General features: G+C 65.3%; 14 protein-coding genes and 1 other annotated feature. Of the genes, 2 read left to right on the top strand and 12 right to left on the bottom strand.

All coding sequences use genetic code 11. The features are described 5' to 3' along the window. Positions 1-3 precede the first annotated feature (3 nt). Both OIK40_RS05125 and OIK40_RS05130 read right to left on the bottom strand, forming a co-directional pair. Positions 4-870 carry a hypothetical protein gene (locus OIK40_RS05125; protein ID WP_273676765.1) on the bottom strand — a complete coding sequence of 289 codons (867 nt, stop codon included), beginning with the start codon at positions 868-870 and terminating at the stop codon, positions 4-6. Then, positions 870-3323 carry a cyclic nucleotide-binding domain-containing protein gene (locus OIK40_RS05130; protein ID WP_273676767.1) on the bottom strand — a complete coding sequence of 818 codons (2454 nt, stop codon included), beginning with the start codon at positions 3321-3323 and terminating at the stop codon, positions 870-872. The genes OIK40_RS05125 and OIK40_RS05130 overlap by 1 nt, the downstream gene beginning before the upstream one ends. A 108-nt stretch (positions 3324-3431) precedes the next feature. Here OIK40_RS05130 and OIK40_RS05135 point away from each other — a divergent pair, with 108 nt between their 5' ends. After that, positions 3432-4367: a tetratricopeptide repeat protein gene (locus OIK40_RS05135; protein WP_273676768.1), complete on the top strand. Its 936-nt coding sequence runs from the start codon at positions 3432-3434 to the stop codon at positions 4365-4367. A gap of 81 nt (positions 4368-4448) precedes the next feature. After that, positions 4449-4503, top strand: a sequence feature (sul1 is cis-regulatory element that is thought to sense ions involved in sulfur or methionine metabolism; They are found in Alphaproteobacteria). A 39-nt stretch (positions 4504-4542) separates the two neighbouring features. Further along, positions 4543-6027: a SulP family inorganic anion transporter gene (locus OIK40_RS05140; protein ID WP_273676769.1), complete on the top strand. Its 1485-nt coding sequence runs from the start codon at positions 4543-4545 to the stop codon at positions 6025-6027. A 12-nt stretch (positions 6028-6039) separates the two neighbouring features. Here OIK40_RS05140 and gdhA read toward each other — a convergent pair whose 3' ends face one another. The 10 genes from gdhA to ccoO all read right to left on the bottom strand — a co-directional run bounded on the left by gdhA (position 6040) and on the right by ccoO (position 15240). Beyond that, positions 6040-7395: an NADP-specific glutamate dehydrogenase gene (gene gdhA / locus OIK40_RS05145; RefSeq protein WP_273676771.1), complete on the bottom strand. Its 1356-nt coding sequence runs from the start codon at positions 7393-7395 to the stop codon at positions 6040-6042. Positions 7396-7519: 124 nt separating this feature from the next. Then, on the bottom strand, positions 7520-8830 hold the full coding sequence (gene hemN, locus OIK40_RS05150; RefSeq protein WP_273676773.1) for an oxygen-independent coproporphyrinogen III oxidase: 1311 nt from the start codon (positions 8828-8830) through the stop codon (positions 7520-7522). Positions 8831-8874: 44 nt separating this feature from the next. Then, the gene (locus tag OIK40_RS05155; RefSeq protein WP_273676775.1) at positions 8875-9105 is read right to left on the bottom strand and encodes a hypothetical protein; all 231 of its coding nucleotides are present in this window, start codon (positions 9103-9105) and stop codon (positions 8875-8877) included. After that, positions 9102-9263, bottom strand: coding sequence for a cbb3-type cytochrome oxidase assembly protein CcoS (gene ccoS, locus OIK40_RS05160; protein ID WP_273676776.1), 162 nt, complete (start codon positions 9261-9263; stop codon positions 9102-9104). The genes OIK40_RS05155 and ccoS overlap by 4 nt, the downstream gene beginning before the upstream one ends. Then, the gene (locus OIK40_RS05165; protein ID WP_273676777.1) at positions 9260-11386 is read right to left on the bottom strand and encodes a heavy metal translocating P-type ATPase; all 2127 of its coding nucleotides are present in this window, start codon (positions 11384-11386) and stop codon (positions 9260-9262) included. The genes ccoS and OIK40_RS05165 overlap by 4 nt, the downstream gene beginning before the upstream one ends. Next, positions 11383-11859, bottom strand: coding sequence for a FixH family protein (locus OIK40_RS05170; RefSeq protein WP_273676778.1), 477 nt, complete (start codon positions 11857-11859; stop codon positions 11383-11385). Before OIK40_RS05170 ends, OIK40_RS05165 begins: the two co-directional genes overlap by 4 nt. After that, entirely contained in the window at positions 11859-13403 is a 1545-nt protein-coding gene (gene ccoG / locus OIK40_RS05175; protein ID WP_374211784.1) for a cytochrome c oxidase accessory protein CcoG, read from the bottom strand. The genes OIK40_RS05170 and ccoG overlap by 1 nt, the downstream gene beginning before the upstream one ends. Further along, a complete protein-coding gene (gene ccoP, locus OIK40_RS05180) occupies positions 13396-14325 on the bottom strand; it encodes a cytochrome-c oxidase, cbb3-type subunit III (protein ID WP_273676779.1) in 930 nt (309 codons plus the stop codon). The genes ccoG and ccoP overlap by 8 nt, the downstream gene beginning before the upstream one ends. Then, on the bottom strand, positions 14315-14479 hold the full coding sequence (locus OIK40_RS05185; RefSeq protein WP_273676780.1) for a cbb3-type cytochrome oxidase subunit 3: 165 nt from the start codon (positions 14477-14479) through the stop codon (positions 14315-14317). Before OIK40_RS05185 ends, ccoP begins: the two co-directional genes overlap by 11 nt. Further along, positions 14476-15240, bottom strand: a complete 765-nt coding sequence (gene ccoO, locus OIK40_RS05190) for a cytochrome-c oxidase, cbb3-type subunit II (RefSeq protein ID WP_273676782.1) — start codon at positions 15238-15240, stop codon at positions 14476-14478. Before ccoO ends, OIK40_RS05185 begins: the two co-directional genes overlap by 4 nt. Positions 15241-15245 lie beyond the last annotated feature (5 nt).

Genomic DNA, 15245 nt, shown 5'->3' on the forward strand with positions numbered 1-15245 from the left:
GCCTCACCAGTAGAAGAACACGCTGATCACATGCGCGGTGAGCGCGGCGATCAGGGCGATGGTGAGCGGGATGTGGATGAACAGCCAGACTTCCAGCAGCGCGCGGATGCGCAGCGCACCGCGGATCTGGGAAAGCTGTTCTGCGCGCTTTTCAAGCAGGGCGACAACCCGCTGTTCGCCTTCGGAACGGGTGCCCATGCCGCCCAGCGCCCGTGCGGTGGCGCAGCCGGGATAGCGCCCTGTCAGCCGCGCCAGTGCGCCGCCGGCGAACACGTCCTGCGACAGCGCGGCGATCACCAGATCGGCCTCGGCGCGGTCCAGCGGCTGCGCGGCGGTTTCCAGCTGGCGGCCGATCGCGGTCAGCGCTTCCAGCATCTGCGCGCGGGTCATTTCCTTGCGGTTGGCCGAAAGGCTGGCGGGCAGGGTGGCATAAACGATCACCCCGTAAATGCCGGTGACGATCACCAGCAGCATCAGCACATAGGCCAGCGTATGGACGTTCCAGCCGATCTGGAAGCCGGTGTGCAGCGTGCCGATCACGATCAGCGACAGGCCGAGATAGACGTGGGCCGATGTCCACGCCTTCAGGCTCCATGCGCCCGGGTTGATCCGGCGCTTCCTCACGCCCAGCAGCGATAGCCAGATAATCAGCGCAAAGCCGATCGTGCCGAGCGTGTAGCCGTACCACGAACCGCCATTGGGACGCGGCTGCTGGTCGATCATTACGTAGCCGAGGATGCAGGTGACGCTCAAAGCCAACGCGATCCACAGCCAGCGGAAACGCCTGTGCTTCAGGAAGCTGACGTGATCGGAATCGCGCCGCTTTTCGTCCTGGGCATAGCGCCCCGTTCCGCCGGCCCTGGTCGCCATCACTCGGCGTCCTCGGTCAGCTTGGTGAAGGTCAGGAACTTGTCGGGCGAAACGCGGATTGCCGCGCCGGTGGGGCAGGCCCGCACGCAGGCAGGGCCACCGTCGATGCCGGAGCACATGTCGCACTTGATCGCCTGCTTGGCCTTCTGGCCGCCTTCCTTCTCGGCCTCCTTCTTGCGCCAGCTATACGAGGCTTCGCCCGGGCCGGGGCCTTTGCCGAACAGCATCCAATGGAGCAGGCTCGGCTTGTTGGGCGGCTTGGCATCCATGCGGATCACGCCGTAGGGGCAGTTGCGCTGGCAATTGCCGCAGCCGATGCAGGTCTCGTCGATGAACACCTCGCCGTCCGGCCCGCGCTTGATCGCATTGGGCGGGCAGTCGGCCATGCAGTGCGGGTGTTCGCAGTGGCGGCAGGATGTCGGCACGTGGAGATGCGCATAGGTGCGCCCCGCCTCGCGATCGAGCCGCGACAGGCCGTCATGGCTATCGGCGCAGGCCTTTTCGCAATTGTCGCAGCCGATGCACAGCTTTTCATCGATCAGCAGCACGTCGGTCGCCTCGCCGATGCCGTTATCGACAAGGAAGGCTGCGGTTTCGGAATAGAGATCGACCGCGCCCGAAAAACTGTCCTTGCGGCTTTCGATGAATTCGTTGGTCGCGCGCCGCCCCGCCATGTCCTTAAGCGCGCGTGTCCGCAGGGCCGGATTCTTTTCCAGCAGGGCGAGGAAGCCTTCGCCGGGAAGGCGGATCACTTCGGATTTGATTGCGGCCTTTACCGTCGCGGTGCGCGCCGAACCGTCGATCACCGCCATTTCGCCGAAATAACTGCCCGCGGGCAGATAGGAGAGGAATACGGGCCGTTCGCCGATCTGCTTTTCGACGATCATCGAACCGCGCCGGACGATGAACACGTCCTTGTCGTCTGCGCCTTCGGTGACGATCACCTGGCCTGCGCGGGCCTGCATCACCTCTGCGCTTTCGACCAGCGGAGCCACGTCCTGCTTGGTGAGGCCGGAACCGAACATTTGCAGCAATTGCCGCTCGATCGAGATGGCATTGACCACCCGCGCCGCGCCGGGCGAGGTTGCCAGCAGTTTCAGCGCGGCGGTGCGCGACAATTCGAGCGCGATCACCGGTTCCGCAGCGCGGATCGTGGCACCGCGCCGGCGGCCGGAAATCAGGCCGACCTCGCCGAAGATCGAACCCTGTTCGATCGGAACCGTGATCGAGGGATCGGCTGGGTTCACCTCGACCGCGACCGAGCCTTCGGCGATTGCGAACATCGATGATCCCGGATCGTTGCGGCGGAAGATCACCTCGCCCGGTTCATAGGCGTGGCAGGTCGAATCCAGCATCAGCTCGCGCAATTGCAGGGTCGAAAGATCGGCAAGGATAAGGACGTTCTTGCCGAACACCTCCAGCCATTGTTCGACGCTGCGATTGCCGGGGAGCTGCGCGAATTTTTCGGCGAGGATCGGCTCGTCTGCGGGCTTGAGATCGTGGTTCCCGTTCAGGAACTCGATTACGTCATAGCCCTGGTTCATGCAGTGCTTGATCAGCGGATAGCCCGCCAGTGCGCCGATCACGTGGATGCCGGGCTTGGTGGTCTCGAACACCGGCGACAATTTGGGGAAGGCGCCGGGTTCGGGGCTGGAGAATTCGATCCCCATCGCCTCGACAAAGCCGCGCGGCGGCTGCGATCCGGTGCGCGCGATGATCCGATCGCAGCGGATCGCTTCCTGCCCGTCGCGGGTGTCGAGCAGCAATTCGCTGTCGCGCACTTCGGCAGGTGTGGTTTCGCGCCGCACGATCACGCGGCCATCGCGCTCGGCCTCTTCCAGCAGCTTGACATTGGCCCCTTTGGCACGGGCGAAATCGGCGCTGCGATTGAGGATGGTGACGACGTTGCGCTGTGCCGGATCGGCGGCAAGGCCCAGCGCGTTCTCGATCCCCGCATCGCCCGAACCGACGACGGTGATGTGTTCGTCGTAATATTCGCCGGGATCGTCGAGCTGGTACTGGATGATCGGCGAATCCGCACCCGGGCAGCGCAGCTTGTTGGGGTTGCCCTGCGTGCCGATGGCGAGCACGATGGCTTCGGCCTCCACCACCTCGCCATTGCGCAGATGGATGCTGAACGCGCCCTTTTCGCCCTCGACCTTGGCGACTTCGGCGTGGATTTTCACGTTGACCTTGTGACCGGCGATCTGTTCGTCCCATCGCCCAAGAATCGTCTCGCGCTTGCCCGCCTCGAAATCGATGTCACTGCGCAGCACCAGATTGCTGGGCGTCGCCATGACATGCTTGCCCTTCTGGTACTTGAAGATCGTGTCGGAGAGGTGATCGGTCTTTTCCAGCAGGACGTGGCTCATCCCCAGCGCCGCGGCACGCGCAGCGGCGCTGAGCCCTGCGGGGCCCGATCCGACGATGGCTACCTTGAACCTCCCGGCCAACTATCCTTCCCCCTGTCGCGGATAGATTGCATCCGTCACCATAGTCAAAAGCGCCTCTGATGCCAGAGCGAATTGCCCCACCTTGCCCGCGGTGCTAGCGCTCGGCCCATGAATGCAACGGAACATCAGGGTGCGGGCGGCACGTCGAAGGCGGGCTGGGTGCTGCTCGGGGCGGCGTTGCTGCTGGCGGCAGGCTCAATCGGATATAATGTTTACGAAGGTTCGGGGGGCAGCGATCCGGCAGCCGGGGCGGATGCAGAGGGTGCGCCCTCGATCGAGGCACTGAAGGCCGCAGCCGAAGCCTCCACCGACAATTCGGGCCCGTGGAGCGATCTGGCCTTCGCCTATTTCCAGCGCGGTGAATTCACCGAAGCCGCCGCAGCCTATCGCAAGGCGGTGGCCATCGCGCCGGACGAGGCTGTGCTGCATTCCGCGCTGGGAGAGGCGCTGGTGCTGGCCAGCAGCCGCGATCCGCTCCCCCCCGAAGCCCTCGCCGCGTTTCAGCAGGCGCTGGCGCTCGACCCAGCCGATCCGCGCGCGCGCTATTTCCTCGCCGTGAAGAAGGATATCGACAAGGATCACGAAGGCGCGATCGCCGCGTGGCTTGATCTGCTGGCCGATACACCGCCCGGCGCGCCGTGGGAGGCCGATCTGGTGCGCACGATCGAACAGGTCGGCGCGATGAACAAGATCGACGTCGCCCCGCGCATTGCCCGGGTCCAGCAGGGGCGCAGCCCCGCGATGCTTGCGCAGGCGGCGCCGGCAGCACCCGACGTGCGCGGGCCGAGCGCGGCCGAGGTCGCCGCGGCCGGTGCCATGACGCCAAGCCAGCAGCGCGAGATGGCCGAAGGCATGGTCGCCCAGCTTGAAAACCGCCTGCAGGAAAACCCGCAGAACCTTGATGGCTGGGTGATGCTGATGCGCAGCCGCATGACGCTGGGTGAACCGGCCAAGGCCAAGGCGGCACTCGACGCGGCGATCAAGGCCAACCCGGCAGAGGCGGCGGAACTGCGGCGCCAGGCACAGGCGCTGGGGGTAAACTAGAGCGCGCCGTGCGCCGCGCGCAGCTCGCCGTGCCCGGCTGCGCTTGTCTTTCCCGGGATCATGACCCATAGGGCGCGGCTCGACGGACTTGCGCAAACGCGAGTGGCTCGGCCCGGCGCCTATCCCCGGGACAATCCGGCTTTTCCGAGCCGATGAGATTTTCTGGACTCCATTGATGACATCCCTCGCCACGCTTCGCCGCGACTGGCTATCGAACCCGCGAGCCGACATTCTGGCCGGCATCGTCGTCGCACTGGCGCTGATCCCCGAAGCGATCGGATTTTCGATCATCGCCGGTGTCGATCCGCGCGTCGGGCTCTATGCCTCGGTAGCGATTGCGATCGTCATTTCCTTCACCGGCGGGCGGCCCGGCATGATCTCTGCGGCGACGGCTGCGGTGGCGGTGCTGGTGGTGCCGCTGGTGCGGACACACGGCGTGGAATACCTTTTTGCCGCGACAATCCTGATGGGGATCATCCAGATCGCGGCGGGTCTGTTGCGGCTCAACCTTGTGATGCAGTTCGTTTCCCGTTCGGTCATCACCGGCTTCGTCAACGCGCTCGCCATCCTCATTTTCATGGCGCAGCTGCCGCAGCTGACCGATGTGACGTGGCAGGCCTATGCGATGGTCGCAGGCGGCCTTGCGATCATCTACCTGCTGCCGCGCGTCACCACCGTGGTGCCTGCGCCGCTGGTGGCGATCATCATCCTTACCATTATCGCCGTGTGGAGCGGGGCGCCGGTCAACACCGTGGCCGATATGGGCCACCTGCCCGAAGGCCTGCCCGCGCTGGCATGGCCCGACGTCCCGCTGACGTGGGAGACATTGCACATCATCGCCCCCTATTCGGCGGCCATGGCTGCTGTGGGACTGCTCGAATCCCTGCTGACCGCGCAGATCGTCGACGACATGACAGAGACAGGAAGCGACAAGCGCCGCGAATGCGCCGGGCAAGGCACCGCCAACATTGCCGCCGCACTGCTGGGCGGAATGGGCGGCTGCGCCATGATCGGGCAATCGGTGATCAACGTCACCTCGGGCGGGCGGGGGCGTTTGTCGACCTTTACCGCGGGGGCCTTCCTGATGTTCCTGCTGGCGGTGCTTGGCCCCTATGTGGGCCGCGTGCCGATGCCTGCGCTGGTGGCGATCATGCTGATGGTATCGATCAGCACCTTCAGCTGGAACTCGATCCCCAACCTGCGGCGGCACCCGTGGCCGTCATCGGTGGTGATGCTGACCACAGTCGTCGTGGTGGTCAGCACGCATGACCTCTCGCTCGGCGTGCTCGCCGGCGTGCTGCTGTCGGGCATCTTCTTTGCGGGCAAGGTGCAGCGGATGTTCGGGGTGGAACGCACGCTGTCGCCCGACGGGCAGACCGCGCATTACCGCGTGAAGGGCCAGATCTTCTTCGCTTCGGTCGAACGCTTTGTGGAAGCGATGGACGTGGCCGAGACTGCGCCCAACGTCGCGATCGACATGACGGCGGCGCATTTCTGGGACATTTCGGGCGTCGCCGCGCTCGACAAGATCATCGCCCGGCTGCAGCGCGACGGGCGCAATGTCGAGGTGGTCGGCTACAACCGCGCGAGCGCCGACATCATCGACAAGTTCGCGCTGCACGACAAGACCGGGTTCGAACTGGGCGTGGCCCCGCACTGATCCGTCAGGCTATCACACCACCCCGAAGGCCAGCATCGCGTCGGCGACCTTCTTGAAGCCGGCGATGTTCGCGCCCTTGACGTAGTCGATATAGCCGTCCCCCTGATCGCCATAGGTCAGGCAGCGCTGGTGGATGCCCGACATGATGTCCTTGAGCATCTGCTGGAGTTCTTCCTCCTTCCACGAACGGCGTTCGGAATTCTGGCTCATTTCCAGACCCGACACCGCCACCCCGCCGGCGTTCGACGCCTTGCCCGGCGCGTAGAGGATCTTGGCGTCCTTGAAGACATGCACCCCGTCGAGATCGGTGGGCATATTCGCGCCTTCGGACACGGCCATACAGCCGTTCTTCACCAGCGTTTTCGCATCCTCACCCAGCAATTCGTTCTGCGTGGCGCAGGGCAGCGCGAGATCGCAGGGCACGCCCCACGGAGTCTTCCCTGCATGGAAACTGGCGTTCGGGTAGGCCTCGACATATTCCTCGATCCGGCCGCGGCGATGGGTCTTGTGGGTCTTCACCCAGTCGATCTTTTCCTGATCGATGCCGTCGGGATCATGGATGAACCCGCCCGAATCCGACAGCGTCAGCACCTTGCCGCCCAGATGCACGATCTTCTCCGCCGCGTGTGTGGCAACATTGCCCGAGCCGGAGATGACCGCGGTCTTGCCTTCGAGGTTCTGGCCCTTGGTCGCCAGCATGTTTTCAAGGAAATAGACGGCGCCGTATCCGGTCGCCTCTGTACGGATCAGCGAACCGCCCCATTCCAGCCCCTTGCCGGTCAGGACCCCGGTAAACTGGTTGGTGATGCGCTTGTACTGGCCGAACATGTAGCCGATCTCGCGCCCGCCCACGCCGATATCGCCTGCCGGCACGTCCACGTCCGCGCCGATATGGCGGTACAGCTCGGTCATGAAGGACTGGCAGAAGCGCATGATCTCGCGCACGCTCTTGCCCTTGGGGTTGAAGTTCGATCCACCTTTGCCGCCGCCCATCGGCAGGCCGGTGAGCGCGTTCTTGAAGGTCTGTTCGAAGGCAAGAAACTTCAGCACCGATTCGGTCACTGAAGGGTGGAAGCGGATACCGCCCTTGTACGGCCCGATCGCGTTGTTGTTCTGCACCCGCCAGCCGCGCTGGACGCGGATATTGCCGTTGTCGTCTTCCCAGCACACGCGGAACGACACCACCCGGTCAGGTTCGGCGATGCGACGCAGGATCTGGGCAGAGTGGTACTCTTCCTTGTCTTCGATGAAGTCGAAGATGTCTTCGGCCACCTCCTGCACCGCCTGGACGAATTCCGGCTGGTACGGGTTGCGCTTCTTCACCCCTTCCATGAACTGGTTAAGGTCGACGTGATCGGTAACGGCCATGATATTTCCCCCCCCCAAGAATTGTTTTATGCGCTTTATCGAGACTCCGCTTGTCGATTTGCGGCAGAGTATCGGCGCAAAGTGCAATTCCTGCAAGGATGTTGGCCGGCCGGTTGTCCGGTGGTCAGATTGCCGAACTGAAGCGCCGCTGGGTGACGGCGCGGTAGGAATCGAACAGGGCCGCGATCCCGCGCGCATAGGGCAGGCCGCCCTGCAGGATGCGCAAGGTATCGTTGTCGAGGCTGGCCAGATTGCGCGCGACAAAGGGTTCAAGGCGATCCTGCACTTCAGCGATCAGACAGGGCGACAAGCGCGCCTCGCTGCGGCACAGCAGCGCCTCGATCACGCCGCCGCGCAACCGATCCTGCGGCGAACTGGCGATGCCGTGGCTGGCCGATAGCCGCCCTTGAGCCGACAAAGCGCGGTAGCGCCCGTTATGCTTCTCGTTCTGGGCCAGCAGGCCGGGAAAGCCGCTGATCGCAGTCGCGCCCATGCCGATCAGCACCTCGGCGGGATCATCGGTGAAACCCTGGAAATTGCGCCGCAGCTTGCCCTCGCGGGTGACGCGGGCCATCGGATCATGGGGCAGGGCGAAGTGATCGAAGCCGATCGCTTCATAGCCGTTGCCGGTAAGGAATTCGTGCGCCTGCGCGGCCATGGCAAAGCGCGCCTCGGCCCCGGGAAGCGCGTCTTCGGGGATCATCGTCTGGCGCGGCACCATGTGCGGCACATGGGCATAACCGAACACCGCCACGCGGTCTGCTCCCAGCATCCGGGTGTGTTCGAGACTGTCGGCCAGATCGATCATCGTCTGGTGCGGCAGGCCGTACATCAGATCGAAATTCAGTGACGTCACCCCGCCGGAGCGCAGCCAGTCGATGCTGCGGCAGATCATCGCCGTGCTCTGTTCGCGGCCGATCGCCTTCTGGCAATGGGCAGCGAATGTCTGCACCCCCATGCTAGCGCGGGTGATGCCGACTTCGCGCACCAGATGGCCCCATTCCGCCGACAGACTGCGCGGATCGAGTTCGATCGACCATTCGGGGGCAAAAAGCGGGAAGTGGGCGTGCAGGCTATCCACCAGCGCCATGAATTCGGCAGGGCGGATCGCATTAGGGCTGCCCCCGCCGAACGCGATGCGCCGCACGCGGGCATTCTGCGGCAGCAGGCTGGCGACGGTGGCGAGTTCCTGATGCAGCGCTTCGAGATAGGTCTCTACCCGCGCCCGCTTACCCGACGCGCCGGTGTTGCAACCGCAATAATAGCAGATTTTCTCGCAGAACGGGATGTGCAGATAGAGCGAGACATCGCCCCCGGCCCCTGCGATCGCGCGCTCGATCACGCCGTCCTCCAGCGGACCGAAATCGGCGGCGGTGGGGTAGCTGGTGTAACGCGGCACCGGCGTGGCGAGGAGTTCGGGATAATAGTTCCACATGACGCGCTTAAAGCGCGCGCCGTGCTACCCGTCTTTGCGCGAGATCAAATCTTGCGCTTTTCGCGTTCGACGCGGTCTTTCTCGCGGCAGGTGCCGGCGTGGCAGCCCTTGGGGTGGCACTGGCCGTCATCACCAGGGGTGCCGCCCTTGCCAACGGGAATGGTGATGGTGCCGCCGTTGCACAGCTGCGCGGTGATCGTCGCAGCAGGGGCGGGCAGCGGGCCGACCAGCACCGGCACCAGCGTCATCATGGCGAGGGGGAGCGCGCCGCTCATGTCCCGATTTCCCCGTCATCCTCGTCGTCGATCAGGATGCGGTTGGCCGCGCCGTCCATGTCGTCATACTGCCCGTCCTTCATCGACCACAGGAAGGCGACCAGGCCGAGCAAGCCCATGCCCAGCGCGATGGGGATTAGGAAGGCGAGCCCGGTCATCCGGCGGCCCTCGCAAGGCGCAGCGAATTGGCGACCACCACCAGCGAACTGACCGACATGGCGATCGCCGCAATCAGCGGGGTCACCAGCCCGAACAGCGCCAGCGGCACCGCGAGCACATTGTAGAGGATCGAGAAGCCGAAGTTCTGGCGCACGATCTGCATGGTGCGTCGTGCGACGCGGACAGCCATGGCGACCGGCATCAGCTTTTCGCCGATGAACACCGCGTCGGCGGCCTGCTGGCTGGCATCGGACGCAGTGCCCGGCGCGATCGAGGCGTGGGCCGCAGCCAGCGCCGGACCGTCGTTGAGGCCGTCTCCCACCATCAGCGGGCGGCTGCCTTGTGCCTTCAATGTTTCGAGCGCAGCGAGCTTGGCCTGCGGGCTGACTTCGGCCTGCGCGTCCAGCCCCAGCTCTCGGGCCACGGCTTCGACCGGTGCGGCACGATCGCCCGACAGGATGCTGGCGGCAATGCCCTGCTGGCGCAGCGCGGCGATGGTTGCGGCGGCGTCGGCGCGCAGCGGATCGGTGAAGGTGATGGTCTGGCGGTTCTCTCCGATGCGCAGGCGCGTGGCGATGCCTTGTGCTGCATCCTCGGGCCGTTCGAGCGCCACGGTCATGCCGTTCCAGCGACCGGTCAGCCCCGCGCCGCTCACCTCGCGCACATCCTCCACCCTTGCCGGTTCGACCCCTTCGCGCAGCAGTGCGGCCGCGAGACCGCGGCTCAGCGGATGGCGGCTCGCCTGTGCCAGACCCAGCGCGACGGCGTGGGCCTCGGCACTCAGAGCGCCGATTTCCGCCCGCGGTTCGCCCAGTGTGAGCGTTCCCGTCTTGTCGAACAGCGCGATATCGCACTCCGCCAGCCGTTCCAGCGCGCTGCCGTCCTTCACCAACAGGCCCCGGCGCAGCAGCGCACCGCTGGCCACCACCTGCGCGGCGGGCACAGCCAGCCCCATCGCACACGGGCAGGTGATGATCAGCACAGCAATCGCGATCACCAGCGACTGGTGCCAGCCCGCTCCGGCCAGCATCCATCCGGCAAAAGCCAGCGCGGCGAGCGAATGCACCGCCGGCGCGTAAAGCCGCGAGGCACGATCGGCGATGCGGACATAGGAACTGCGCGATTGCCCCGCCTCGTCCATCAGCCGCGCGATTTCGGCGAGCGCGGTGTCCTCTGCCACATGGGTCAGACGGATGCGCAGGGGCGCGGAAAGGTTGATCGCACCCGCATGGACCACGCTGCCCGGCCCGACCGGTTCGGGTGCGCTTTCGCCGGTCAGCATGGCATTGTCGATCGCGCTGGTTCCGTCCTCCACCTCGCCATCGGCAGCCAGCGCCTCTCCCGCGGCGACCAGCACCAGCATGCCCGGTTCGAGCGCCTTGGCGTCCACCCGGCGGGTGCTGCCGTCAGGGCCGATCACGCTCGCGCTCTTGCCCATACGGCCCAGCAAGGCGCCGATGCCGGCGCGCGTCCGATCGCGCATCACCGCGTCGAGCGCGCGTCCTGCCAGCAGGAAGAACAGCAGCATCACCGCGCTTTCGAAATAGGCGTGGCCGCCGCCTTCGATCGTTTCATACAGGCTCAGGGCCGTGGCCAGGATCACCCCGATGCTGATCGGCACGTCCATGTTGGTGCGACGGTGCGACAGCGCCATCCAGGCGCTCGAAAAGAACGGGCGGCCCGAATAGGCGATCACCGGCAGTGCGATCAGCGCCGAAAGCCAATGGAACAGATCGCGCGTCGCCCCGTCCGCGCCCGCCCACACGCTGACGGACAGCAGCATGATGTTCATCATGCCGAAGCCCGCGACGCCCAGTGCGCGGGTCAGCCGCTTGCGTTCCCCGGCCTCGATCCCCATCGGATTGTCGGCGACCGGCTGCGCTTCGTAACCGAGTTCGCGCAGCGCTTCGGTCAGGCGGTCTTCGCCCAGCGCCGGATCATGCCGGATCGCCACCCGCTTGGCCGAAAAATTGGCGCGCGCGGCGGCGATGCCGTCAAGCTTGGGCAATTCACGCTCGATCTTGGCGATACAGCCCGCGCAGCGCATGCCTGGGACGGTAAAGCGGGTGGTGACCAGCGCGTCGTCGGCATCGTGAGCGTGCAAGGGGGAAGGGGCGTTCACGGCAGTTCGCTTTCTCCGGCCCATTCCTGTCCGGCAGCGGCAATCGCGATGCGCATGGTCCAGCGTCCTTCGGCCACCGCCTCGTTCGAAAGCCAGCGGCCTTCGCTATCCGGCGCGAAGGTGAGGCTGGTGAATTCATGCGCGCCCAGCGGACGGCGAAGTTCGGCAGTGATCGTCGCCCCTGCGGGTAGCCCTGCCGTGTCCAGCACCACTCGTCCGTCGGCGCGGCGGCGTTCCGGGCGCACATCCCAGCCCAGCGCGCGCGATTTTTCAGCCCTTTCGAGCCAGGTGTTGAAGTTCTGGCTGGCGACGTAGGAATTTTCCACCACCACGCCGTGAAAACCGCCCACGGCGCGGTAGGCCATGAACAGATTGACGGCGATGACGATGCCGAAGCCCGCCACAAACACCGCCAGCATGTGCCTGCCGGTGAATTCGCCGCGCCCGCTCCTGCCTGTGTTCCTGCTAGCCATCATTTACTCCCCGGCATGGCAAAGGTGGTTTCGGCCACGTCCTGTTCGCCCTGTTCGTCAAGGCTGGTGAGCCGGAAGGCGAAGCTGTCCCCCCGTTCGCCCGGTGGCAGCATCACATAGGCCCGCACCACCTTTGTTTCGTTGGCAGGCACCTTGATCACCTGTGTCGGTGCGGCGTTTTCGAGGCTGACCGCCTCGGTCCACATCACCGCGCCTGCGGGCAGACCGGTCAGCGCGACTTCCATGTCGCGCGGGCGGGCCTCCATGTTGCGCAGCCGCAGGGTATAGGCGTTGCGCACCGAACCATCCTTCAGCAGCATGAAGGGCGGATTGCGGTCCGGCGATACGGTAAGGTCCGTATGCGTGCGGGTGCCGAGCGCGAACAGCAGCGCCGCCCCGATCGCGCCCCAGACGCCGAAATAGACGAACACGCGCGGGCGCAGCAGCGCCTTCCACGCGGGCGTTGCCGGTGCGCCTGCCGCCTCTGCCTCGCATTGTTCGAGCGTGGCATAATCGATTAGTCCGCGCGGGCGGCCTACCTCTTTCATCACTTTGTCGCAGGCGTCGATGCACAGCCCGCAGGTGATGCAGCCGATCTGCTGGCCTTCGCGGATGTCGACCCCGGTCGGGCACACCGCGACGCATTGCAGGCAATCGATGCAGTCACCATAGGCTTCGGGGTCTTTCGCCGCTTTCTTCAGGCTGCCGCGCTGTTCGCCGCGCCAGTCCTTGTAGGTGACGATCAGCGATTTCTCGTCCAGCATTGCGGTCTGGATGCGCGGCCAGGGGCACATGTAGATGCACACCTGTTCGCGCATGAACCCGCCCAGCCAGAAAGTGGTGCCGGTAAGGATCGCAACGGTGGCGTAGGCCACAGGCGCCGCCTGTCCGGCCCAGAAATTGACGGTGAGGGTGGGCGCGTCGGCGAAATACATGATCCATGCACCGCCGGTCCAGAATGCGATGGTGAGATAGATCGCCCATTTCGCGGTGCGCCGCGCGATCTTCGACGCGGTCCACGGCGCCTTGTCGAGCCGCATGCGGGCATTGCGATCACCGTCGATCAGGCGGTCGACATGCTGGAAAAGATCGGTCCACACCGTCTGTGGGCAAGCATAGCCGCACCATGCACGGCCCACGGCGCTGGTGACGAGGAAAAGGCCGATCCCCGCCATGATCAGCATGCCGGCCACGAAATAGAATTCGTGCGGCCAGATCTCGATATCGAACATGTAGAAGCGGCGGTGGGCGAGATCGACCAGCACCGCCTGATCGGGGGCGTAGGGCCCGCGATCCCAGCGGATCCACGGAGTGATGTAATAGATCGCCAGCGTGACGACCATCACCAGCCATTTGAACCGGCGGAAGGGGCCGTCGATCCGCTTGTTATGGACGGTCTTGCCCTTTTCATAAAGGCTGCTGCCCATAAAGCCGTGTCCCGCCCCGGCGGCGGACGGCGTGGCACCGGACCCGAGCGCCCCGGCCCAGTCGCGGGGCTTGCCCGCTTCGGTTCCGGTGCGCTCGATATCCTTCTGGTCAGCCATCGTTCTCGGCCTTCGCTGCCTGTGCAACATCGGTTGGGGCAGGGGTTTCGGTGGCGGCAGGGGCCGCTTCCTGGCCGCCGCCGCGCGAATGGACATAGGCCGCCAGCATCTTGATCGTCACCGGATCGAGCCGTTCGTTCCACGCGGGCATGACGCCGTGGCGGGGGTTGAGGATCTGCTTCTTCACTTCGGCCTCGGTGCCGCCGAACAGCCAGATCGCGTCATTGAGCGCGGGCGCGCCCATTTCCGGCATCCCGCCGCCTGCCGGGCCGTGGCACGCGGCGCAGTTTTCCGCGAACAGGTTCGCGCCGGCGGCGTTCGGCTTGGCCTTGCCCGACAGCGAGAGGACGTGGCCGGCCAGCGCGTTGACCTGACCTGCGTCGAACATGCCCTGGAAAGCGGGCATGTAGTTCGCGCGGGTCGCGTCGTCGCCTTCCCAGCGGATGCCGTGGGTGATGGTGTATTCGATCTCCGACAGCGTGCCGCCCCAGATCCAGTCGTCGTCATTGAGGTTGGGGTAACCCGGCGAACCGGCCGCACCCGCGCCGTGGCACTGCACGCAATTGACCTTGAACGCCGCGGCGCCCCCGGCAATCGCCTGCCCCATCAGTTCGGGCGAGGCGGCAAGCTGTTCGATATCGGTCGCAGCGATCTGCCGGACCACGCCTTCGCGCGCAGCGTCGGCGGCGCTCATTTCCTTGGCGAGCTGCCCGCGGCTCGACCAGCCGAGCGTGCCGTCGGTCGCCTTGTCGATCAGCGGCCATGCCGGATAGAGCACGACATAGACCAGCGCCCAGGCGATGGTGGCGTAGAAGGTCCACAGCCACCAGCGCGGCAGCGGGGTGTTGAGTTCCTCGATGCCGTCCCATTCGTGGCCGACGGTTTCGGTGCCGGTGGGTTGGTCGATGCGCTTATTGGCCATCGTCGTCATCCTTGAAAATCGAAAGCTTGGCCGCCTCGACATGGGGCTTGGCAGCGGGGCGGAAGTGCCACAGGCACAGCAGCAGATAGAGCGCGAAGATCACCGTCAGAGCGTGGCTGTCGGCAAAATGGCGCAGTTCTTCGTAGAAGGTCACCGGCCTTTCTCCTCGGCCAGCGCTTCCTGCGCAGCGGCACCGTCGACATCAACCAGCGTGCCCAGCATCTGCAGATAGGCGACCAGCGCATCCATTTCGGTCACGCGGGCGGGATCGCCGTCATAATCGCGGATCTGCGCCTTGGGATAGCGTTCGGCCAGATCGCCTGCATCGGCATCGGGATTGGCCTGCGCGTAAAGATCGGCTTCGGCCTTTTCGATATCGGTGTCGGTATAGGGCACGCCCACCCGCCGCAGCGCGGTGAGATTGGCGGCCGGATCGGGCACCTTCAGTTCGGCTTCGGCAAGGAAGCTGTAATTGGGCATGATGCTTTCGGGCACCACGCTGCGCGGTGCCTTCAGGTGCTGCACGTGCCATTCGTCCGAATAGCGCCCGCCCACGCGCGCCAGATCGGGCCCGGTGCGCTTCGATCCCCACTGGAACGGGTGATCATACATGCTCTCGGCAGCAAGACTGTAATGGCCGTAGCGTTCGACCTCGTCCCGGAAAGGCCGGATCATCTGGCTGTGGCAGACATAGCAGCCTTCGCGGATGTAGATGTCCCGGCCCGCCTGTTCGAGCGGGGTATAGGGGCGCACGCCTTCCACCTTCTCGATCGTGTTGTCGATCCAGAACAGGGGAGCGATTTCCACCACCCCGCCGATCGCCACCGTGACCAGCGTTGCCGCGGCCAGCAGGGTGACGTTCTTCTCGAGCTTCTTGTGGCCCTCGAAGGGTTCCTTGCGTTGCGTATCAGTCATGTTTC

The organism is Erythrobacter fulvus, assembly GCF_028595285.1.
Classification (GTDB): domain Bacteria; phylum Pseudomonadota; class Alphaproteobacteria; order Sphingomonadales; family Sphingomonadaceae; genus Erythrobacter; species Erythrobacter fulvus.

Excerpts from the sequence above, each read along its gene's own strand:
- ccoG (WP_374211784.1), bottom strand. The coding sequence starts at position 13,403 with ATGGCTGACCAGAAGGATATCGAGCGCACCGGAACCGAAGCGGGCAAG.
- gdhA (WP_273676771.1), bottom strand. The coding sequence starts at position 7,395 with ATGGCCGTTACCGATCACGTCGACCTTAACCAGTTCATGGAAGGGGTG.
- OIK40_RS05155 (WP_273676775.1), bottom strand. The coding sequence starts at position 9,105 with ATGAGCGGCGCGCTCCCCCTCGCCATGATGACGCTGGTGCCGGTGCTG.
- ccoS (WP_273676776.1), bottom strand. The coding sequence starts at position 9,263 with ATGACCGGGCTCGCCTTCCTAATCCCCATCGCGCTGGGCATGGGCTTG.
- ccoP (WP_273676779.1), bottom strand. The coding sequence starts at position 14,325 with ATGGCCAATAAGCGCATCGACCAACCCACCGGCACCGAAACCGTCGGC.
- ccoO (WP_273676782.1), bottom strand. The coding sequence starts at position 15,240 with ATGACTGATACGCAACGCAAGGAACCCTTCGAGGGCCACAAGAAGCTC.
- OIK40_RS05125 (WP_273676765.1), bottom strand. The coding sequence starts at position 870 with ATGGCGACCAGGGCCGGCGGAACGGGGCGCTATGCCCAGGACGAAAAG.
- OIK40_RS05135 (WP_273676768.1), top strand. The coding sequence starts at position 3,432 with ATGAATGCAACGGAACATCAGGGTGCGGGCGGCACGTCGAAGGCGGGC.
- hemN (WP_273676773.1), bottom strand. The coding sequence starts at position 8,830 with ATGTGGAACTATTATCCCGAACTCCTCGCCACGCCGGTGCCGCGTTAC.
- OIK40_RS05170 (WP_273676778.1), bottom strand. The coding sequence starts at position 11,859 with ATGGCTAGCAGGAACACAGGCAGGAGCGGGCGCGGCGAATTCACCGGC.
- OIK40_RS05140 (WP_273676769.1), top strand. The coding sequence starts at position 4,543 with ATGACATCCCTCGCCACGCTTCGCCGCGACTGGCTATCGAACCCGCGA.